Raw genomic sequence first — 20,221 nt, 5'->3', positions numbered from 1 at the left:
CCTCGTCAAGCTTTGCCGGTCAATCGCAGCCTACCATCCCGGCATGATGTGGCTCGGCTTGAGCCGCCGGCCACGCGCGGCGGCAAGGGCAGCGAAATCGAACGTGCCGCTCTCCTCGGTCAGCGGCACAGAGATGTTGTCGAGGCTCTCCGAGATGTGCCGCGCAAGCGCATCGACGATCTCCGGCCGGCTGGAGTGGCCGCGCAGGATGCCGATCTTGCAGTCGGGCAGGGCGCCGAAGCCGTCGGCTTCGCCAAGCACGCGCATGCCCGGCCTGAGCGCGCATTCGGGCAGCACTGATACGGCGAGGCCAGCCAGCACGGCGGCGGTGATGACATTGGCCGACCAACTGGTGAACAGCACGCGGTACTCGCGGCCGCTGGCCTGGAGCAGGTCCGTCGCCATCTGCCGCCACTGGCAGGTCGGGCGGCCGAAAGCCATCGGCAGGATCGTCTCCTCATGCACCATATGGCTGGCCGACGAGACCCACAGCAGCGGTTCGTTGCGCACGATCTCGCTCGGTCGGGTGTCCACGCACTCGGTCACAAGTGCGATGTCGAGATTGCCGCGGCGAATCTGGTCGGCGAGATTGACGGTGGGCTCGCACAGCACCGACAGTTCGACGCGCGGGTTGGAGCGCGAGAAGCGCGCCATGATCTCGGGCAGGAAACGGTCGGCATAATCGTCCGGCACACCGATGCGGACCGTGCCCTCCAGCGCCTTGTCGTCGAAGGCAGCGAGCGTCTCGCGGTTGAGGTGCAGCAGCCGCCTGGCATAGGTGAGCAGGCGCTCGCCTTCCTCGGTCAGCTTGTTCATGCGCCCTTCCTTTTCGAAGAGCGCCTTGCCGATGCGGTCCTCGAGACGGCGCATCTGCATCGACACAGCTGACTGCGTGCGATGCACTTCGTCGGCGGCGCGCGTGAAGCTGCCGGTGTCGACGATGGAGATGAAGGTGTGGAGCTGGTCAAGATCGAGAGGAGCGGCCATCGACGTTTCCATCATGAACATTGATGGTAAAGATTAGAAACATTCGTTGGATTAATCAATACGGCGATGGCAATCTCGCATCGTCCACATGAGGCATGTGAATCGGAACCGGGGCGGCGGCTGAAGGAGCGTCGACCGGAACGGGACCCGTTTGTCCCTGATCTGAGAGGAGATCGTCATGACCACGCTCGACCATTCCACTGAGACGACGCATTCCGCGGCGCGGCCGGTGAATGCGATGCGTATCGTCAACTACACCGCCGATCTCTTCCGTGCCTGGAAAAATCGCCGCGCCTTCTATCGCCTCGGCGAATTGAGCGACACCGAGCTTGCCGATGTCGGCCTGACCCGCGGCGACCTGTGCGTGGCTGTCGACCTGCCATTCGCCACCGACCCGACCGTGCGTCTTCGCTCGATCAGGCAGGCGCGCAGCGAAAATATCGAAGTGATGGCGCGTCGCGTCGCATAGCCGAAATCTGCTTTTGCAGGCTCCCCACTCCCAGCCGGTCCCCGCCGGCCTCGCCTGCACGCTGCCCGGTCCTCCCAAGGACCGGGCTTTTTCGTATTTGGCGACAGCTTCCGCATCCGATGCGCCGTGCTGCGCCGCTAGGCTGTCGCGGCGAGGAGGAGACCGCCGACGACGGCGAAATTGATGATGAAAGCTGAGCGCATCCCTTGTCTCTCCGCACCCGAATAACGCCAGAAGTCGAGCGCCATCAGTGACGCGGCGATGGTGAACAGGATCAGCGCTGTCGCCGCGTAAGGACGCATGACACCGAACGCCAGGCACAGGCCGGCGACGATCTCGACGATCGCGCCCAGGGCAAGCAGAACTGCCGCGACGGGCAGACCCCTGTCGGTCAGGTAACCGCTAACCTTGCGGAAATTCCAGAAATGCTCGGTGCCGGCCCAGACGAAGACGCCGCCCAGCAGGATGAAGCCGAGGCTTGCGGCCATCGTCGCCATGTCAGTTCGCCGACCACACCGCCAGTTCGTAGCCGTCGGGATCGGCAAAGTGGAAACGCCGTCCGCCGGGGAATTCGAAGACCGGCTTGACGATCCTGGCGCCGGCGGCTTCCAGCCGGCTCTGGGTTGCGGCGAGGTCGTCGGCATACAGGATGACCAGCGGCCCGCCTGGTCTGATCGGACCGCCTGTCGTCAGTCCCCCGGTCAGGCGGCCGTCGGTGAACTCGCAATAGGTCGGACCGTAGTCGGTGAAGCTCCAGCCGAAGGCCTTGCCGTAGAACTCACGCGACCGCGCAATGTCACTGACGTTGAATTCGATGTTGTCGATCCGGCGATCGTTTCCGCTCCTACCCATGGCAATTCTCCTGCGTTTCGTGGGATAGCCGCCGATAGCTGACGGGGCGGCGGGAATCTTGAACGAAACGGCCAGTCGGCCCCAGTCAACCAGTGATCTGGCGCACGAAGCTTCCGGCGGTCATGCCACACAAGGCCTGGATTTCGCGGCCGAGATGCGCCTGGTCGGCATAACCGGCCTCGTAGGCCAGGCCGGCCATGCGCTGCTTGCCCTGCGACCGCACCAGGGACAGGAAATTCTGGAAACGCAGGATGCGGTCCAGCGTCTTGGGTCCATAGCCGAAATAGTCGTGGCTGCGCCGCCGGAGCGTGCGCTCGCTGATCTCGAGCCGGTCCACCAGCGAGGCAACCCGGCTGCCGATTTCATCGGATCCCGACGCCATCGCGGCGAAGATCGCGCCGGCGTCCGGCGCCGGGCGCTCCAGTGCCGGAAGCCGCCTGAGCAACTGTTGCTGCAGCACGGTAGCCCGAAGTTCGACGGATGGTGTTTCTGCGATCCGCTGGCAAAGCTCGTCGACAGTGGCGGGATCCCAGATGTCGGCGAGGTCGACCGACTGGCCGACCATTGCACTCAACGGCGTGCGCAGCCAGCGCAGCGCCGCGCCTGGCCGGAAGCGGATGCCGAGCACCGTCGTTCCGCCATGCAACTCGGGACTGGCGGCAACGATGTCGGGCCCGACCACCATCAGCCGTCCGTCTTTCCACAACAGGTCGACGCAGCCGTCCGGAACGACCGCGACCGGGCCGACATGATCGTCAGGGATGGCGTTGGTCCATACGCATTGGAAATGCGCGTCGAGGTCCGGCATCGGAGCCTGCTCGTTATAATGCCCGAGGCAATTGGCAAGCACCGGCGCCGCCGACTTGTTCGCGCTGCCACCTGCTGCCGTTTCAGGCGAGGTCCGCATGCACATCGAGCCCTTGTCGTGTCAGCGATACCTGTCCATGCCGCGCGAGAACTGCTCGAAGATCGACTCGACGCCCTTCTGGTAGTCGTCGCGCTGCTGGCTGCCGGTTTCGAACATCTTGCCGAACAGGTCGTCATAGGGATTGCGCGGCCGGCCGCTCGGATTGGCCTGCGGCTGCGGCTGTCGCGCCTGTGGTTGCGGGTCCGGCTGGGCGCGGCCTCCGCCCAGCATCTCCTCGAAGATCTTGCCGAGCGGGTTGTCGCCATAGGGGCTCTGCTGCGGCGCCTGCTGGCGCGGCGATGGTTGCGGCTGTGCCTGGCCGCCACCGAACATGTCTTTCAGCACCTTGCCGAATGGGTTGTCGAAGGGATCGGGCGCCTGGGTCTGCTGCGGTGCCTGGCGAGGCTGCTGCCCGCCGCCCATCATGCCCCCACCCTGCCTCATCATCTGCTCGATGATCTCGCCGAGCGGGTTGTTGCTGCCGCCCATGCCGCTCGCCGCCTGCATCTGCCCGGTCGACTGCTTGAACAGTCCGCCCATGATCATCGAGGCGATGACAGGCAGCATCTGCTTGAGCACCTCCTGGCCGATTCCCGTCGCCTGCGCCGCCTGGCCGGCGACCGCGCGCGACAGCTCCTTGGAGCCGAACAGGTGACCGAGGATGCCGTTGCCTTCATCGACGCCCTGGGGCGAGAAGGCGCGGGATGCGTCCTCGAAATATTTGGCATGCTGGCCGCTCGCCATCGCCTGCAGGAAGGAACCCAAGCCATAGGGATCGGAGGCATTGCGCTTCAGCCCCTGGCTGAATGCCGGCATCAGCGCTTCGATCGCCGATTGTGTCTGCTGCTGGCTCAGCCCGAACTGGCGCGACAGCGCCTCCATGCCGTTGCCGTTCTGGGCATTGGCCAACATCTCGAACAGTGGCAGCATTTCTTCCTCCTCAGGAGCTTGAGCCGAGGAGAAACGTAGAGCGTTTCCAGCGTCTATTGAAGGGGTTATCGGAACCCCTAGTAGGCATACTCCAGGAACGCCGGTTCGATCGAACCGCCCCAGCGGGTGTTGTAGGCGTTGAGCATTTCCTCGGCACTCGTCGTGCCACGCGCGATCACCTCGTCGAGCGTGTTGATGAAGCCGGATTCGTCGACGCCTTCGCGGTTCTTGCGGCCGCGATTGACCAGCCCCTGGCGCGACAGCGCCAATACCTCACGGCCGATCTCGCGCAGCGTGGCATTGCGGAACGGTGCGCCGATGCCCTGCTCAGGCACGGCGTCGCGCATCGCCAAGACTTCGGCGTAGGTCCAGTTGCGGGTGAGTTCTTCGGCGGCATCGAGCGTTGCCGGATCGTAGAGCAGCCCGACCCAGAAAGCGGGAAGGGCGCAGATGCGGCGCCACGGGCCGCCATCGGCGCCGCGCATTTCGAGGAAGCGCTTGAGGCGTACATCAGGGAACAGCGTCGACAGGTGGTTGGCCCAGTCGCCCATCGTCGGCATCCCCTGGGGGATCTCGTTGCGCGCCGCGCCATTCATGAACTGGCGGAAGGTGATGTGGGTCATGTCGCGGTACTGCTCGTCGCGGATGACGAAATACATCGGCACGTCGAGCGCCCATTCGACATAGTCGGCAAAGCCGAACTCGGGCGAGAAGCAGAATTCGAGCAGGCCGGAGCGCTGATTGTCGGTGTCGCGCCAGATGTCGCCGCGCCAGCTCTGCATGCCATTGGGACGGCCGTCGGTGAAGGGCGAGTTGGCGAACAGCGCCGTCGACAGCGGCTGCAGCTTGAGCGAGACCTGCATCTTGCGGCGCATGTCGGCTTCGCTCTCGAAATCGAGATTCACCTGGATGGTGCAGGTCCGGTACATCATGTCGAGGCCCTTGGTGCCGACCTTGGGCATGTAGGCGGTCATGATGTCGTAGCGCGATTTCGGCATGCGCGGCGTATCGGTCAGCGTCCATTTCGGGCTGCCGCCGAGGCCGAGGAAGCGGATGCCGAGCGGCTCGGCGATTTCGCGCAATTGCGCCAGATGGGCGTTGCCCTCGCGACAGGTCTGGTGGATCGTCTCCAGCGGCGCGCCGGAAAGCTCGAACTGTCCGCCCGGCTCGAGCGAGATCGCGCCCTGGCCGGTCGGCTCGACGAGGCCGATGATGCGCCCGGCATCGATGATCGGATCCCAGCCGAGCGTCTTCTGCATACCTTCGAGCAGCGCGCGGATGCCGCGGTCGCCGCCATAGGGAACAGGTGCGTTGCCGTCGACATAGAACGGGAATTTTTCGTGCTCGGTGCCGATCCGCCATTTGTCGCGCGGCTTGTTGCCGGCTGCGAGATAGTCGACGAGTTCGTCCATCCCCTCGATAGGCCGGAAATCGGTGGTGTCGCGCGCCATGTATGCTTCTCCTGAAGGCGGAAGGACCGCGGGCGCTTGATGGACGATCCAGCGCTCGCCGATCAAGCGAAAAATCCTGAGCCTTCGTCAACAGGAATTGATCGTTTCGGGTGGCGATAGTGAAATGTTGATGCTTGGAATTGTCCCGTTGCGGACCGCACGTCCCAAATCAGCGGTTTTCGCGACCGGTTTGGGCTAGCTCTGATATCACCAGCGTCGCCGCTGCCTCCCCGGCTGTTTCCATATAGGAGGCGTCGCGGTTGAGCAGGACGACGGCAAAACAGCCGTCCAGCAACAGAATGATCTGGCGCGCCAAAAGCCCCGGCGAGCGGACGCCCTCGGCGGCGAAGGCGCTGGCCAGCCAGGCCTCGACGCGCTTCTTGTGCGCGATCCCGGTCTGGATCGCCGGGTGTCCGGGCATGTCGGCCAGTTCTGCCGCCGTGCGCAGATAGCCGCAGCCCTTCCATCTGGGATGCCGCGCGGCCTTGGCGAGGTTTTGGAAGATCGCCCGAATTTTCTGATCGATCCCGCCCTCGGCCTCGCCGAACCAGCGCTGGAACAGCGCCAGATTGGGCTGGTCGCGGCCGTCGAGATAAGCAGCGATCAACTCGTCCTTGCTCTGGAAGTGATAATAGAGCGTGCGCTTGGTGAGGCCCGCCTTCTCGGCCACGGCATCGACGCTGACGGCACGGATGCCCTCGCCATAAAACAGCTTCGATGCCGCATCGACGATGCGCTCGCGCGTTGGCTTCCCTGAGGTTTTCATCATGGATGTATACCGACTAGTGAGTGTAATTGGAAAGACGAATTCGCTAGCGCTGAAGGGCGGAAAGCGAGGTCCACCATGTCGATTGCGGTTTTGGTGAGTGAGCCCAGGACGATCGAGGTCGTCTGCGCCGATGGCGTCGTGCTGCGCGGCCACATCTGGCCGCACGCGCGAGGCGACAAGGCCGGGACCGTCATCGTCAATCCAGCGACCGGCGTGCTTGCCAGCTACTATCATCGTTATGCCATGTTTCTCGCCGGTCGCGGCTTCGACGTCGTCACCTATGACTATCGCGGCATCGGTGCTTCGCGCATGACGCGCCTGCGCGGCTGCGGCCATCTCTGGCGCGACTGGGGCGAACGCGATTTCGAAGCGGTGCTGCGTCTGGCCAGGCGCCTCGATCCCGCCGCGCCTCTGATGGTGGTGGGACACAGCATCGGCGGCGTCCTGCCCGGTCTGGCCAAGTCCGTGTCCGGCGTGACGCGCATGCTCACCGTCGGTGCGCAATATGCCTATTGGCGCGACTACGCCGCGGACCGTCGCCTGCGGCTGTTTCTCAAATGGCACGCGGCCATGCCCGTCATCACTGCCCTCTGCGGTTACTTCCCTGGCAAGCGGCTCGGCTGGCTGGAGGATCTGCCCAAAGGGGTCGCCAACGAGTGGAGCTTTCGTGGTGCGCGCATCGAGCTGAGCCACCCCGAGGCGGAACGAGGCGATGTCCTCCGTCGCTTTGCTTCGGTTACCGCGCCCATCCTGGCCGTTGGCCTTACCGACGACGAGATAGGCACGCCGCAGGCCATCAGACGTGCCCTCGGCTATTACACCGGGGCGAAGCCGACCCAGCTACTGCTGTCGCCTGGAGATTTCGATCGACCGGCGATCGGCCATTTCGGCCTGTTCCATAGCCGCCACGCGCCTGATTTCTGGCTCGACACGCTTTTGTGGCTGCGCGACGGCATCAACCCATGGCCGGGCAAGGTTCTGTGACGACTACCAGTCGCCGATCGTTGCCTGGATGACGGCAAGGGCCGCCACCGCCGCCGTGTCGGCGCGCAGGATGCGCGGCCCCAGCGGAATGGCCGTGACAAAGGGCAAAGCGCGCAGCATGCGGCGCTCGTCGTCGGAGAAGCCGCCCTCCGGCCCGACCAGCAGGGCGAGCTTGCGCTCTTCGATGCCCCGCAGCGCAGCCATGGGGTTGTTGGTCGAAGCGTCCTCGTCGCAGAAGATCAGCCGCCGTTCCTTGTCCCAGCCTGAGAGCAGCTGCTCCAGCTTCACCGCCTCGCGCACCTCGGGAATGGCCAGGATGCCACATTGTTCGGCGGCTTCCACGGCGTTCGCCCGCAGGCGGTCGATGCCTGGCTTCATCTGCGTGTGCTGGGTGATGACGGGCACCATCGTGCCGGCGCCCATCTCGACGGCCTTCTGCACGAGATAGTCGAGCCGTCCGACCTTGAGCGGCGCAAAGCAGTAGACCAGGTCGGGATGCACTGGCTGCGGCCGCTGTATCTCGAGAACCTCGAGCCGCACCGCCTTCTTGGTCTTGCCGGCTATCCTTGCCGACCACTCGCCGTCGCGGCCATTGAACAGCAACACCTCAGCGCCTTCGCCGAGGCGAAGTACATGGGCAAGATAGTGGCTCTGCTGAGGATCGGCGTCGAAGGCCGCGCCGGAAGCGAGGTCATCAGCCACGAACAGCCGTTGCATCTTGTAGTTTGCGCGCATGGCCGAGCAATGCGGCAGGCGGCGGCAACGGTCAAGGGACAGCTTCTGCCGAAAGCTGTTCGGCGCTCGGGTGCCATTCCGGGGCATAGCCCTGGCGCAGCACCTCCAGCGTCGTCGCCGGCGTGACGATGCACATGTCGGTGTCGGCAATCTCGTCGAAGCCGAGTGCGGCATCGTAGCCGCCAAAGCTCCAGCGCAGCGCCTTGCCGCCGCGCACGGCGTAGTCGGAGGCGCCGTCCGAAAACATCGCCCCTTCGGGCAACAGGTGCAGCCCGTGCCGGTCCAGCTCGACCGGCTGGCCACCCGAAGCCAGCCGCTCCCGGTGAAGTCGCCCATCCATCTCGCCGACCTTCGGATCGTCGGTGCCAAAGGCGCTGGAATAGGCTGCGGCAAAGGCCTTGGCGCGCTGGCGCCGGCAATAGAAGCAGGGCCGGTGCCCGGCGGCCAGCGCCGTCACTTCGTCGAGAAAGAACAGTTCGGTCCAGCCGGTCTTGCCGCCGGGACGGTTGCGCCCCATCGGCACGCGTCGAACATTCTTGAAGTCGAGCGCGCAGGTGAGCCACGCCTTGGTCGCCCAGCGCCGGCTGAGCAAGCTCCTCGTATCGGGGTCGTGAATGATGCCGCGATTGCCGGTGAACATGCCGCGCTCTGGTGTGGCGTGAATTTCGCCGAAAGGGTCGACCCGGTTCTGCAGTGGCATAGCCGATCCTTCTTGGCTGCGTGGCAAGCCGCATGATAGGGCTCGCCGCAACTTTGTCACCGCCGGAAACCCGAGATGCGCGTCCTCGTCGTCCAGAATTATGCAGGCACCGGCCTCGGCCAGCTTGGCGATGCCCTTGCCGAAGTCGAGGCCAAGATCGATCAGTGCAACGCCCATCTCGGCGATGCCTTGCCGGCAAACGCCGACGGCCATGATGCGATAATCATGCTTGGTGGCGGCCAGAATGCCCGCGACGATGCGCATTCACCCTACTTTCCCCAATTGCTCGAACTGGCGCGCGACTTCGTCGAACGGGACAAGGCGGTGCTCGGCATCTGCCTCGGCGGCCAGTTGCTGGCGCGCGCCTATGGCGGTCACAACCGGATCGGCGGCTCTACCGAGTTCGGCTGGCACGGCATTACCTTGACCGATGAGGCCCAGGACGATCTCGTGTTCAGCGAACTGCCGCAGCGCTTCCCGATCTTCCAGTGGCACGACGACACCTTCACGCTACCCGAGGATGCGGTGCGCCTCGCCGGCAGTTCGGTCACCGGCAATCAGGCTTTCCGCGTCGGCCGCGCCGGTTATGGCATTCAGTTCCATTTCGAGGCCGACCGGTCGCTGGTGCGCCAGTGGAACGAGGCCTTTGCCGAGACCATAGCCCGGCGCCATCCTGACTGGAGCGAGCGGCACGAAGTCGAAGCCGCCCGCGACGGCCCCGAAGCCGATGCGGTTGGCCTGGCACTGGCTCGCGCCTGGGTCGCCGCCATCTGACCAAATTCAGTGACATTTTTGGCACGTCGGACAAAATCCGCTGTGCATAGTCATATGCCGGCTGGATTGTGCCCGGAAGCCTTTCTAAAGACAGCCCGGCGCCAGCTGGCGATGGTATCGCGAATGAACCATCTCCGAGTGCAGCGCGACACAAGCCCGATACAGAACCACCCTAGAAGCACGGCCGTGATGCTGCGCGACTGCGGTGAAGCATAAACTTTTCGGAAACTTATTCGTAACTCCGTTCGTGCAGGATGCAGGAAGCTCAACCTGAGATGACTCCCTTGAAAGCAGCGCTTCTGTCCTTCGCCATGCTGTCGGCAATCGTGCTCGGCGGCTTCGGGATTTATGCCGCGGATGCCGCGGCCGACCATCATGCGGTCGACGGCTACGGCGTCACCGCAGCCGCCCGCTAAGTCAGGCCATTCGCAGCGATATCAGTCGTTTTTCCGCGCCGTCGATGACGAGCGCGGTCAACACGCCTGAGTGGAACACGCCGGTGTCGACATTGACACGGTTGGCCAGCACTTCGGGCTCGGCCTGCGGTGTGTGCCCGTGCACGACGACCTTCGGGTGCAGCCCGGGATGACGCAGGAATTCGTTGCGGATCCAGATGAGGTCTTCCGGATCCTGCCGATCCAAGGCGACACCAGGGCGAATGCCGGCGTGGCAGAAGAAGAAATCGCCGAACGACGCCGACCGCGGCAGGGCGCGCAGGAAGCGTTGGTGGCCGTCCGGCACGGCCGCCGCCAGTTCGCGATGGCCGCGCGCGAGTGAGGAGGCGTCGTCGACATGCAGATCCACGCCATATGACCGGGCGGTGTCGCGACCACCATGGCAGGCGAACAGGCCGGCCGGATCCGGCTCGGTGAGGAAATCGAGGAAGCCGACGTCGTGATTTCCTGCCAGCACGATGTTGCGCGGGTCGCGCTCAACAGCTGCCATCAGGAACCCGATCACGCCAGCGCTGTCTGGCCCACGGTCAACGAGGTCACCGAGATGGACGATGCGCCAGTCCGCCGGCTTGTCGCGCGCGATCTCGCCGGCAATGCGCTCATGCATGTCGCGCAGCAGGTCGAGATGGCCGTGAATGTCACCGATGGCGTAGATGCGGATACCGTCCGGGCCGCGGGCGTCGAGGTAATGTATTCCAGTCACGACTTTCTGCTCGTTTCGATGCTGTCGGTGCGCTGCCGGAGCCTGAGCCGTGAGATGCGCTGCCAGTCCCCGCTGCGCTCGGCCTCGGCCATTGCACGCTCCAGATAGGTGATGTGGTCCATCGCCGCCTTGCGCGCCGCAGCGGGATCGCCAGCGACGACGGCGCGATGGATCGCCTTGTGCTGCTCGAGCAGCACGTCGCGCGTGCCGCTGACGGTGAACACCACGAGGCGGTTGGTGAACACGCCATCCGACAGCAGCCTGTAGCACGAGCGCAATGTGTGCAGCAGGATGATGTTGTGGGCGCATTCGCCGACAGCATGATGGAACTCGACGTCGATCGCGCCTTCTTCCGCCGGGTCGGCGCGCATATGCGCCGCCTCCATCCGCGCCACGATGCCGTCGAGCAAGGCGAGGTCCTCCGCCGTCGCCCGCTGCGCCGCATATTCGGCGGCCAGCCCCTCGATCTCGCGGCGATATTCGAGATAGTCGGCTGCTGCCTTGCGGTGGTTGACGATCAGTTCCATGACAGGCTTGGAAAACACTTCGCCGATCACGTCGGCGACATAGGTGCCGCCGCCATGACGCGTCACCATCAGCCCGCGCGCTTCGAGCGTCTTCAGCGCATCGCGCAGGATCGGCCTGGAGACGTCGAACTGCTTGGCCATCTCGCGCTCGCCCGGCAGCCTGTCTCCGGCGCGCAGGACACCTTCGAGGATCAGGCTTTCGATCTGCTGCACCACCTCGTCGGCCGTGCGCGAATGCTCGATCCTGGAAAAAATGTCGCTCAATGCTGCTGTCCGGAAGCTCTGTCCTGTCCGCAAGGATAGGAGCGCGCCCCCCGACTGGTCAAATTATTTATCCAGTCCAGCGGTTCCCAGCTTGGTGCCCTGTGAGGCACAGTATCAGCTACCCCTGAAGTTGGCGTTTGCCACTGGCGGCAAACTTACCTAGAGGCAGGAGGTCTGGCATCAAGGGAGCCTGAAGTGACAGCCGAGCCGTCATCACTGGAGTTCCTGCCGCGTTCGACCGGCAGCGTCCTGGGCTTTCCGGCCCATGAGGGGCGTCCCGGTGCGCTTGGCGAGGTCCATTCGCGGCCGCATCCACTTGTCGAAAGCCCGCGCGTGCTGGTCCAGCTGTCCTTCATGACCGAGGGCGGATCCGCTGTCGACCATGCCGTGCTGTCTGAACTGTCCCGGCGCCTCGGCATCGCCGCACCCGACCGCCAGGCTCGCCACCACGCCATGAAGTGGGGGCAGGGCACGTTGCGCTGGGAGCGCCACACCGAGTTCTCGACCTATCTGTGGGAAGGTCCGCTGGACGAAGGCGACCGCTCACACGAAGAGTCGCCCTTCGGCAACGGTTTCAGCCCGCCCGGCACGGTCATCTCGGGCATCCGGCTGGAGATCCGCAAGTGGACGCCGGCCAACGGAAAGCTGATCGCCACCTTCGATCCGACCAGCCTGTGCTACTCGCTTGTCGAAGGAGGCGCCGCCGGCATCGTTACCGATTTCCGCCAGGACGGCGACGGCATGACCCGCATCCTCATCCTTGACCGTGGCCTGACGCCGGCGCGGACCGGTGCGCTGTCGCAGCGCCTGATCGACATCGAGACCTACCGCACGCTGGCGATGCTCGGCCTGCCGATGGCGCTGTCGCTGTCCGGCCGCGTCCGTCGCATCGAGGACCGGCTTGCCCAGGCGACCCGCGAAATGAAGGCGACCGAGACGCGCGACAGCCAGGCGCTGCTAGCCGACCTCACCGAACTCGCCGCCGAGCTCGAGGCGGATGCCGCTTCGAGCCTCTACCGCTTCGGCGCCAGCAAGGCCTATGACGGCATCGTCCGCGAGCGCCTCGAAGCGCTCGAGGAGGAGGTCGTCACCGGCTACGACACCTGGGCCGGTTTCCTCAAGCGCCGCGTCGCACCCGCCATGCGCACCTGCCGTTCGGTCGAGGAGCGCCAGGCCAACCTGTCGCGTAAGCTCACCCGCGCCACCACACTCTTGCGCACCTGGGTCGACGTCGAGGTCGAGAAGCAGAATCGCGACCTGCTGGCGTCGATGAACAATCGCGCCCGCCTGCAACTGCGCCTGCAGCAGACGGTCGAGGGCCTTTCGGTCGCCGCCGTCTCCTATTATGTCGTCGGCCTCGTCGGCTATATCGCCAAGGGCGCCTCCGCCATCGACCACGCCTTTGCGCCGGAAATCGTTACGGCCGCCGCGGTGCCGCTCGCCGTGCTGCTGGTCTGGTGGGGTGTCCGCCGTGTCCGCCGCGCCCACAGCGAATCCAAGCTGCACGCCGGCGAGTAGCCGCGCCCGGCGGCAAGCGCCTAGAGCCACAGCGGAAGGTAAGGCCAGCGGCAGATTGACGCTGCGAACGCTGCGCGCTCGTGCCTCCCGGCTAACGACTTTCGTTCGATTTGCATGCATCGGCACCAACTGGTAAAAGCTTTTTACCAGTTGTCGACCGAGGTGACCGATGTCCGGCATTTTGATGCCCAAGCCCGATGCGGCAACGCTTGCCCGCCGCGCCGAGATCGTCGCCGACATGCGCATCATCGTGCCGGGCGAGGGTGTGGTCGAGACGATCAACGAGATGCGCGCCTTCGAAAGCGACGGGCTGACCGCCTATCGCCAATTGCCGCTGGTCGTGGTCCTGCCCGAAACGGTCGCCCAGGTGTCGCGCCTGCTCAAATACTGCAACGATCGCAACATCCGCGTCGTGCCGCGCGGTTCCGGCACCTCGCTGTCGGGCGGCGCGCTGCCGCTGGAAGATGCGGTTCTGCTGGTGATGAGCCGCTTCAACCGCATCCTCGAGATCGACTATCCCAACCGCACCGTCACCGCCCAGCCCGGCGTCACCAATCTCGGCATCACCACGGCAGTGGAACTGGACGGTTTCTATTACGCGCCCGATCCTTCCTCGCAGATTGCCTGCTCCATCGGCGGCAATGTCGCCGAAAATTCCGGCGGCGTGCACTGCCTGAAATACGGGCTGACCGCCAACAATGTGCTCGGCATCGAGATGGTGCTGATGAACGGCGAGGTCGTGCGCCTCGGCGGCAAGCATCTTGACGCCGAGGGCTACGACCTGCTCGGCGTCATGACCGGGTCCGAAGGCCTGCTCGGCGTCGTCACCGAGGTCACAGTCCGCATCCTCAAGAAGCCCGAGACGGCGCGCGCCCTGCTGATCGGCTTTCCCTCAAGCGAAGAGGGCGGCCAGTGTGTCGCCGACATCATCGGCGCCGGCATCATTCCCGGCGGCATGGAGATGATGGATGGTCCCGCGATCCGCGCCGCCGAAGATTTTGTCCATGCCGGCTATCCGCTCGAATCCGAGGCGCTGCTGATCGTCGAACTCGATGGACCCGCCGTCGAGGTCGACCACCTGATCGGCCTCGTCGAGGCGATCGCCAACCGCAATGGCGCCACCACTTGCCGCATCTCGCAGTCGGAGCAGGAGCGGCTGACCTTCTGGGCCGGTCGCAAGGCGGCATTCCCCGCCGTCGGCCGCATTTCGCCCGACTATTACTGCATGGACGGTACCATCCCGCGCAAGGAACTGCCGCGCGTGCTGGCCGGCATGCGCGAGCTGTCGGAGCACTATGGCCTCGGCGTCGCCAACGTCTTTCACGCCGGCGACGGCAATCTGCACCCGCTTATTCTCTACGATGCCAACAAGCCGGGCGAGCTCGAAAAGGCCGAGGCCTTCGGCGCCGACATCCTGCGCCTCTGCGTCAAGGTCGGCGGCGTACTGACCGGCGAGCATGGCGTCGGTGTCGAAAAGCGCGACCTGATGCCGGAGATGTTCAACGACATCGACCTCGACCAGCAGATGCGGGTCAAATGCGCCTTCGATCCCAACCACCTGCTCAACCCGGGAAAGGTGTTCCCGCAACTGCGCCGCTGCGCCGAGCTTGGCCGCATGCATGTCCACCGCGGGCAGGTGGCGTTTCCCGACATTCCGAGGTTCTGATGCTTCTGAAGCAGGCGACCCTCGAAGGCATCCGGCGCGGCGACGTCACGCTCGCCTTCCGCCGCTGGCAGCGGCCGACGGTCAAGGCCGGCACCGGCCTGCGCACGGCCATCGGCGTCGTCCGTATCGGCGCGGTCGAGCCTGTCGATGAAGCGACCATCTCCGACGGTCACGCCCGCGCCGCCGGCTACGCCGATCGTGCCGCATTGATCGACGACCTGCGCAGCGACGGCACCCTCTACCGCATCGCCTTCGATGGCATCGAGCCGGACAACAGGCTGGCGCTGCGCGCGGCGGCCGACCTCAGCGATGGCGACTGGCACGCGCTCGCCGCCCGCTTCGCCAAATGGGACAGCACTTTACCAGGCTATTTCCCCTCGATCCTCCGCCTCATCGGCCAATGCCCCGAGGTGGCAGCCGCCACTCTTGCCGAACGCCTCGGCGTCGAGAAGCTGAAATTCAAGCAGGACGTTCGCAAGCTCAAGGAACTCGGCCTGACCGAAAGCCTCGACATCGGCTACCGCCTGTCCCCGCGCGGCGCGGCAGCCCTCGAAAAGCTGCGGGAGCATCGGTTGTGATGGGTCGTTTGCAGGACTTGGGTTCCTCGCCCCCGCAAGGCGGGGGAGAGGTGGCTCGGGCAAAGCCCGAGACGGAGAGGGGGGCCTCACTTTCCTCCATTCCATCCCGCCGTTCGCCGAGCCACATCGCCAGGGCGCGTCAACTGCGCCACGGCGACAACATCGCCGAAGCTACCCTTTGGAACGAACTGAAGGCCAAGAAGCTCGGTGGTCACAAGTTCAGCAGGCAGGTGCCGCTCGGTCCCTATTACGCGGACTTCGTCTGCCGGCAGGCGAAGTTGGTCGTGGAGCTCGACGGCAGCCAACATGCCGATAGTAGCTACGATCGCCGCCGCGATGACTACTTGCGCGCCAATGGATATTCGGTCCTGCGATTCTGGAGCGCTGATGCACTGAAGGAGATCGGTGCGGTGTGCGAGACGGTTCTCGCAGCACTCGACGGTCGGCTTGCCGAGAGCGTGGACGCGTCCGAGATGAAGTTTGTCTTTGCGCCGGCAAGGCGATCAGGCGAGGCAGGCGAATGATCGCATTCCCCCTCTCCGCCTCGCTGCGCTCGGCACCTCTCCCCCGCTTTGCGGGGGCGAGGAACCCAAGGTTTGGCAGGTCATGACCACCTTCACCCCCACCACGCCAGCCGACGTCCTTGCCGCCGTCCAATGGGCCGCCGCCGAAGAGGCGCCGCTCGAAATCGTTGGCCATGGCTCCAAGCGGGCCGTCGGCAGGCCGCAGCAGGCCGAGCACACTTTGGATCTCTCGAAGCTTACCGGCGTCACGCTTTACGAGCCGGCCGAACTGGTGCTGTCGGCCCGGGCGGGCACGCCGCTGGCCGAGATCGAGAAGCTGCTCGCCGACAATGGCCAGCGCTTCGATTTCGAGCCCATGGATTATGGCCCGCTGCTGGGCCAGGTGCCGGGTCGGGGCACCATCGGCGGCGTGCTGGCGGCCAACCTCGCGGGACCGCGCCGGCTCAAGGCGGGGGCTGCCCGCGACCACATCCTCGGCATCCACGCCGTCTCAGGACGCGGCGAGGCTTTCAAGTCGGGCGGGCGCGTGGTCAAGAACGTCACCGGCTACGACCTGTCCAAGGCCATGGCCGGTTCCTGGGGCACGCTGGCGGTGGCGACCGACGTCACCTTCAAGGTGTTGCCCGCGGCCGAGACCGAGACCACGCTGATCATCCGCGGCCTGCTCGACGACAACGCCGCTGCCGCCATGTCGATCGCCATGGGCTCCAGTGCCGAGGTTTCGTCCGCGGCGCACTTGCCCGAGCGCATGGCGGCACGCGTGCTTGACGGCAAGCTCGGCGGCGACCCGGCAACCTTGTTGCGGGTCGAGGGTTTCGGCCCTTCGGTTGCCTATCGCTTGGGACAGCTCAGGCAGATGCTCGGCAATGCCGGCCCATTGGAGGAGGTCGCAGAGGATGCCTCGCGCGCACTCTGGCGTGATGTCCGCGATGTCAGGCCCTTCGTCGACGGCAGCGACAAACCTGTCTGGCGCGTCTCGATGCCGCCCGCCAATGCCCACCACATGGTACTGGCGCTGCGCATGCAGGCGGCGTGTGATGCCTTCTATGACTGGCAGGGCGGCCTCGTCTGGCTCAGCATGGAAGGCGAGCCGGAGGCGGATCTGCTGCGCGGCCTGATCAGGCAGTTCGGCGGCGGTCATGCCACTTTGGTCCGTGCCACGCCCGCCTGGCGCGCCTCCGTGCCCGTCTTCGAGCCGCAACCGGCCGCACTTGCGGCACTTTCGGCGCGGCTCAAGGCCGAGTTCGACCCGAAGGCGATCCTCAATCCGGGCCGCATGGTGCATTCCCCAGACTCTGCTAGCTTGGCGGCTGCCACAGAGGGAGCCGCACAATGAGCGAAACACCGCCCAACTTCACCCCGCGCCAGACCGACCGCTGGCTCGATCCGGGCCAGACCAATGCCCAGATCATCTACATTCTCTATCTCGCCGGCCTGGTGATCGGCATCAGCGGCATCGTCGGCATCGTGCTCGCCTACATGAACCGCGGCAAGGCAGGCGGTTTTGTCGAGAGCCACTACACCTGGCTGATCCGCACCTTCTGGATCGGCCTTTGCTATGCGCTCGTATCCTTCGTGCTGATGATGGTCTTCATCGGCTTCATCCTGATGTTTGCGGTTGCCGTCTGGTTCATCGTCCGCTGCATCATGGGCCTGCAGGCGCTGGGACGCGGCGAGCCGATCAAGAACCCCGAAAGCTGGCTGATCTAGCCAATCGAAAGAGTGCGATAACGCCGTGCAGACCAATTTCACCACAGCCCAGCTTGCCGATCCGCATGTCCAGGAATCGGAGAAGATCCTGCGCAAATGCGTGCATTGCGGTTTCTGCACGGCGACCTGCCCGACCTATGTCACCTTGGGCAACGAGTTGGACAGCCCGCGGGGAAGAATCTACCTGATCAAGGATATGCTGGAGAACGGCCGTCCGGCGGACAAGGAGATCGTCACCCATATCGACCGCTGCCTGTCCTGCCTTGCCTGCATGACCACATGCCCCTCCGGCGTGAACTACATGCATCTGGTCGATCATGCCCGTGCCCATATCGAGAAGACTTACAGGCGTCCGCTGGCCAACCGGCTGACGCGCGCACTGCTGGCATTCGTGCTGCCTCATCGCGGCCGCTTCCGCGCAGCACTCAGGCTGGCGAAGCTCGGCCGGCCCTTTGCAGGTGCCTTCGACAAGGTGGTGGCGCTGAAACCTGTGGCCGCGATGCTTCGCCTGGCGCCTGCTTCGGTGCCGGCGACCTCGCCACTGGAAAAGCCGGGCGTGCACACACCGATGGCCGTCCGGCGCGGACGTGTCGCCATCCTCACCGGCTGCGCCCAGCCGGTGCTCGAACCCGGCATCAACGAGGCGACGGTGTCGCTGCTCAACCGGCTCGGCATCGAGGTGGTGGTGCCCAGGGGCGAGGGCTGCTGCGGCGCGCTCGTCCATCACATGGGTCGCGAGCAGGCAGCACTTGATCAGGCCCGGCAGAATGTCGATGCCTGGACCCGCGAGATCGAGAATAGCGGGCTCGACGCCATCGTCATCACCGCCTCGGGCTGCGGCACCACCATCAAGGACTACGGTTTCATGCTCCGCCTCGACCCGGCCTATGCCGACAAGGCGGCGCGGGTGTCGGCACTGGCCAAGGACATCACCGAATATCTTGTTACCCTCGATCTTCCCGAACCGGCCCGCAAGCCCGGCCTGACGGTTGCCTATCACTCGGCCTGTTCGATGCAGCACGGCCAGAAGATCACGCGCCAGCCCAAGGACCTGCTCGCCCGCGCCGGCTTCGTCGTCAAAGAGCCGCGCGAAGGCCATCTCTGCTGCGGCTCGGCCGGCACCTACAACATCATACAGCCGGAGATTTCGGCAAAGCTGCGCGAGCGCAAGGTCAGGAACATCGAGGCCACGGGGGCGGCGCTGGTCGCCACCGGCAATATCGGCTGCATCACCCAGATCGCGTCGGCTGCGAACATGCCCGTCGTCCACACGGTGAAGCTGCTCGACTGGGCCTATGGCGGCGAAAGACCTGCCGGCTTGCCCGAGCCGAGCCTGGCAGCAGCCGAGTGAGCACCGACCGGCCCGCCACCCGGTAAATCGAAACTATTACCTCCGAGGTCATTGAAGCTGCGCGCGGCTCTGGCATTTTCCTCCTCATGCGAACGGCGCCCTGCCGGACAATTCAGAGGAACTGGAAATGAGCGTCACCTACATCATCGGCTTCAACGTCCGCCCCGAACAGCGCAGCCGCTACCTCAGGCTGATCAATGGCGTGCTCGACGCGATGCGCCATGAGCCGATGTTCGTCAGCGCGACGCTGCATGGCGATCCAGCCGACGAAAACCGGTTCCTGCTGCACGAAACCTGGGCCGATCATCAGGATGTGCTGGATGTGCAGCTCAAGCGGCCCTATCGCGAGGAATGGCACGCGGCACTGGACGAACTGCTGGCGGCGCCGCGCGACATCTCGATGTGGCAGCCAATGCGCAGCGACTACAACCAGAGTTGACCAGACCAGGCGTCGCCCGGGATTGAACTGGGCGGGTGGAACATGCGAATGCTCCGTGCGTTGCAGCAGATCGAAATCGCATTGGAAGCTTCTATGTCGACATTCACCCGCCGCCGATTGCTGGCCTTGGCCGCGACCGGCGCAGCTTCGGCCGTCCTGTCGGCCTGTTCGACGACGACCAGCCAGCGGCCGGCGCCGGCTTTCCCTGCCGCGCCGCCGCCGCCGACAATGCGCAACGATCCGTCATTCGCCGACCCTGAGATGATGTACGCGCCGGTCAACGACAACGGCTTTGACATTCCGGGCGTGCCGTTCAAGAAGATCGATCCGCGCTACTACCGCCAGGTCGTGATCGATCCGACCGGCGAAGCGCCGGGCACGGTGGTCATCGATACGGCAGGCCATTTCCTCTATGTAGTCGCCGACAATGGCGAGGCGATCCGCTACGGTGTCGGCCTGGGGCGCGCCGGCTTCGAATGGGCCGGCCGCGGTGTCATCGAATGGAAGCAGACCTGGCCGCGCTGGTTCCCGCCAAACGAGATGATCGACCGCCAGCCCGAGCTGGAAAAGTACCGCGCCCGCCAGATCCCGGGCAAGAACGAGTGGGAAGGCGGCATGCAGCCCGGCGTGCAGAACCCGCTCGGCGCACGCGCGCTCTACATCTTCCAGGATGGCAAGGACACGCTCTATCGCCTGCACGGCTCGCCCGAATGGGCGTCGATCGGCAAGTCGGTATCGTCGGGCTGCGTCCGCCTGATCAACCAGGACGTCATCGACCTCTATGGCCGCGTGCCCGACGGCACGCCGATCGTCGTCACCAACGGGCTGCAGATGGTCGCCAATCCGGTGGCGCAGCAGCCGATCCAGCAGGACAGCTGGCGGCTCTAGCGCCCGCAGGGTGGGGCGCGCCGGCCTGAGCAGGCACACA

24 protein-coding genes are annotated in these 20,221 nt (G+C 65.1%); 13 read left to right on the top strand and 11 right to left on the bottom strand.

The annotated features are described in order from the left end of the window. Positions 1 to 30 precede the first annotated feature (30 nt). Positions 31 to 987: a LysR substrate-binding domain-containing protein gene (locus tag SLT36_RS24045; protein ID WP_067967050.1), complete on the bottom strand. Its 957-nt coding sequence runs from the start codon at positions 985 to 987 to the stop codon at positions 31 to 33. Between the two features lie 178 nt (positions 988 to 1,165). Between SLT36_RS24045 and SLT36_RS24040 the strand changes: the two genes are divergently transcribed. After that, positions 1,166 to 1,456 (top strand): DUF1127 domain-containing protein, encoded by a 291-nt coding sequence (locus SLT36_RS24040; protein WP_432284757.1) that lies wholly within the window; start codon positions 1,166 to 1,168, stop codon positions 1,454 to 1,456. Positions 1,457 to 1,593: 137 nt separating this feature from the next. Here SLT36_RS24040 and SLT36_RS24035 read toward each other — a convergent pair whose 3' ends face one another. From SLT36_RS24035 to SLT36_RS24010, 6 genes are all read right to left on the bottom strand, one after another. Next, positions 1,594 to 1,953, bottom strand: coding sequence for a DoxX family protein (locus tag SLT36_RS24035; RefSeq protein WP_432284756.1), 360 nt, complete (start codon positions 1,951 to 1,953; stop codon positions 1,594 to 1,596). A gap of 1 nt (position 1,954) precedes the next feature. Then, complete coding sequence (locus SLT36_RS24030; protein WP_432284755.1) at positions 1,955 to 2,308, bottom strand: VOC family protein; 354 nt, start codon at positions 2,306 to 2,308, stop codon at positions 1,955 to 1,957. An 85-nt stretch (positions 2,309 to 2,393) separates the two neighbouring features. Further along, positions 2,394 to 3,116, bottom strand: a complete 723-nt coding sequence (locus SLT36_RS24025) for a DUF6597 domain-containing transcriptional factor (RefSeq protein ID WP_432284754.1) — start codon at positions 3,114 to 3,116, stop codon at positions 2,394 to 2,396. Positions 3,117 to 3,236: 120 nt separating this feature from the next. After that, on the bottom strand, positions 3,237 to 4,145 hold the full coding sequence (locus SLT36_RS24020) for a DUF937 domain-containing protein (protein WP_432284753.1): 909 nt from the start codon (positions 4,143 to 4,145) through the stop codon (positions 3,237 to 3,239). Between the two features lie 77 nt (positions 4,146 to 4,222). Beyond that, on the bottom strand, positions 4,223 to 5,596 hold the full coding sequence (locus tag SLT36_RS24015) for a glutamate--cysteine ligase (protein WP_432284752.1): 1,374 nt from the start codon (positions 5,594 to 5,596) through the stop codon (positions 4,223 to 4,225). 169 nt (positions 5,597 to 5,765) lie between these two features. Then, complete coding sequence (locus SLT36_RS24010) at positions 5,766 to 6,362, bottom strand: TetR/AcrR family transcriptional regulator (protein ID WP_432288458.1); 597 nt, start codon at positions 6,360 to 6,362, stop codon at positions 5,766 to 5,768. Between the two features lie 78 nt (positions 6,363 to 6,440). Between SLT36_RS24010 and SLT36_RS24005 the strand changes: the two genes are divergently transcribed. Then, positions 6,441 to 7,349 (top strand): alpha/beta hydrolase family protein, encoded by a 909-nt coding sequence (locus SLT36_RS24005; RefSeq protein ID WP_432284751.1) that lies wholly within the window; start codon positions 6,441 to 6,443, stop codon positions 7,347 to 7,349. Positions 7,350 to 7,352: 3 nt separating this feature from the next. Here SLT36_RS24005 and SLT36_RS24000 read toward each other — a convergent pair whose 3' ends face one another. Continuing rightward, a complete protein-coding gene (locus SLT36_RS24000; protein ID WP_432284750.1) occupies positions 7,353 to 8,084 on the bottom strand; it encodes a 16S rRNA (uracil(1498)-N(3))-methyltransferase in 732 nt (243 codons plus the stop codon). A gap of 31 nt (positions 8,085 to 8,115) precedes the next feature. Beyond that, on the bottom strand, positions 8,116 to 8,784 hold the full coding sequence (locus SLT36_RS23995; RefSeq protein WP_432284749.1) for a hypothetical protein: 669 nt from the start codon (positions 8,782 to 8,784) through the stop codon (positions 8,116 to 8,118). A gap of 75 nt (positions 8,785 to 8,859) precedes the next feature. Here SLT36_RS23995 and SLT36_RS23990 point away from each other — a divergent pair, with 75 nt between their 5' ends. After that, complete coding sequence (locus tag SLT36_RS23990) at positions 8,860 to 9,558, top strand: type 1 glutamine amidotransferase (protein ID WP_432284748.1); 699 nt, start codon at positions 8,860 to 8,862, stop codon at positions 9,556 to 9,558. A 275-nt stretch (positions 9,559 to 9,833) separates the two neighbouring features. Beyond that, on the top strand, positions 9,834 to 9,974 hold the full coding sequence (locus SLT36_RS23985; RefSeq protein ID WP_165915765.1) for a hypothetical protein: 141 nt from the start codon (positions 9,834 to 9,836) through the stop codon (positions 9,972 to 9,974). Between the two features lies 1 nt (position 9,975). Here the strand turns inward: SLT36_RS23985 and SLT36_RS23980 are convergent, their stop codons facing one another. Together SLT36_RS23980 and SLT36_RS23975 are read right to left on the bottom strand one after the other, a co-directional pair. After that, a complete protein-coding gene (locus SLT36_RS23980) occupies positions 9,976 to 10,716 on the bottom strand; it encodes a metallophosphoesterase family protein (protein ID WP_432284747.1) in 741 nt (246 codons plus the stop codon). Beyond that, positions 10,713 to 11,507, bottom strand: coding sequence for an FCD domain-containing protein (locus tag SLT36_RS23975; protein ID WP_432284746.1), 795 nt, complete (start codon positions 11,505 to 11,507; stop codon positions 10,713 to 10,715). The genes SLT36_RS23980 and SLT36_RS23975 overlap by 4 nt, the downstream gene beginning before the upstream one ends. A gap of 195 nt (positions 11,508 to 11,702) precedes the next feature. Here SLT36_RS23975 and SLT36_RS23970 point away from each other — a divergent pair, with 195 nt between their 5' ends. From SLT36_RS23970 to SLT36_RS23930, 9 genes are all read left to right on the top strand, one after another. Continuing rightward, positions 11,703 to 13,025 (top strand): DUF3422 family protein, encoded by a 1,323-nt coding sequence (locus SLT36_RS23970; RefSeq protein WP_067965160.1) that lies wholly within the window; start codon positions 11,703 to 11,705, stop codon positions 13,023 to 13,025. Between the two features lie 169 nt (positions 13,026 to 13,194). Then, the gene (locus SLT36_RS23965) at positions 13,195 to 14,691 is read left to right on the top strand and encodes an FAD-linked oxidase C-terminal domain-containing protein (protein ID WP_432284745.1); all 1,497 of its coding nucleotides are present in this window, start codon (positions 13,195 to 13,197) and stop codon (positions 14,689 to 14,691) included. Continuing rightward, positions 14,691 to 15,269, top strand: a complete 579-nt coding sequence (locus SLT36_RS23960; protein ID WP_432284744.1) for an ASCH domain-containing protein — start codon at positions 14,691 to 14,693, stop codon at positions 15,267 to 15,269. The genes SLT36_RS23965 and SLT36_RS23960 overlap by 1 nt, the downstream gene beginning before the upstream one ends. Next, complete coding sequence (locus SLT36_RS23955; protein ID WP_432284743.1) at positions 15,269 to 15,793, top strand: endonuclease domain-containing protein; 525 nt, start codon at positions 15,269 to 15,271, stop codon at positions 15,791 to 15,793. Before SLT36_RS23960 ends, SLT36_RS23955 begins: the two co-directional genes overlap by 1 nt. A gap of 82 nt (positions 15,794 to 15,875) precedes the next feature. After that, complete coding sequence (gene glcE, locus SLT36_RS23950; RefSeq protein ID WP_432284742.1) at positions 15,876 to 17,129, top strand: glycolate oxidase subunit GlcE; 1,254 nt, start codon at positions 15,876 to 15,878, stop codon at positions 17,127 to 17,129. Then, complete coding sequence (locus SLT36_RS23945) at positions 17,126 to 17,503, top strand: DUF4870 family protein (protein ID WP_432284741.1); 378 nt, start codon at positions 17,126 to 17,128, stop codon at positions 17,501 to 17,503. Before glcE ends, SLT36_RS23945 begins: the two co-directional genes overlap by 4 nt. A gap of 25 nt (positions 17,504 to 17,528) precedes the next feature. Next, positions 17,529 to 18,854 (top strand): glycolate oxidase subunit GlcF, encoded by a 1,326-nt coding sequence (gene glcF, locus SLT36_RS23940; RefSeq protein WP_432284740.1) that lies wholly within the window; start codon positions 17,529 to 17,531, stop codon positions 18,852 to 18,854. 127 nt (positions 18,855 to 18,981) lie between these two features. Continuing rightward, positions 18,982 to 19,293 (top strand): putative quinol monooxygenase, encoded by a 312-nt coding sequence (locus SLT36_RS23935; protein WP_432284739.1) that lies wholly within the window; start codon positions 18,982 to 18,984, stop codon positions 19,291 to 19,293. Between the two features lie 93 nt (positions 19,294 to 19,386). After that, entirely contained in the window at positions 19,387 to 20,181 is a 795-nt protein-coding gene (locus tag SLT36_RS23930; RefSeq protein ID WP_432284738.1) for a L,D-transpeptidase, read from the top strand. Positions 20,182 to 20,221 lie beyond the last annotated feature (40 nt).

It is taken from the genome of Aminobacter sp. BA135, assembly GCF_050859125.1.
Lineage (GTDB): Bacteria > Pseudomonadota > Alphaproteobacteria > Rhizobiales > Rhizobiaceae > Aminobacter > Aminobacter ciceronei.
The sequence above is the reverse complement of the archived record's forward strand: the minus strand, read 5'-3'. Positions and strand labels throughout refer to the sequence as shown.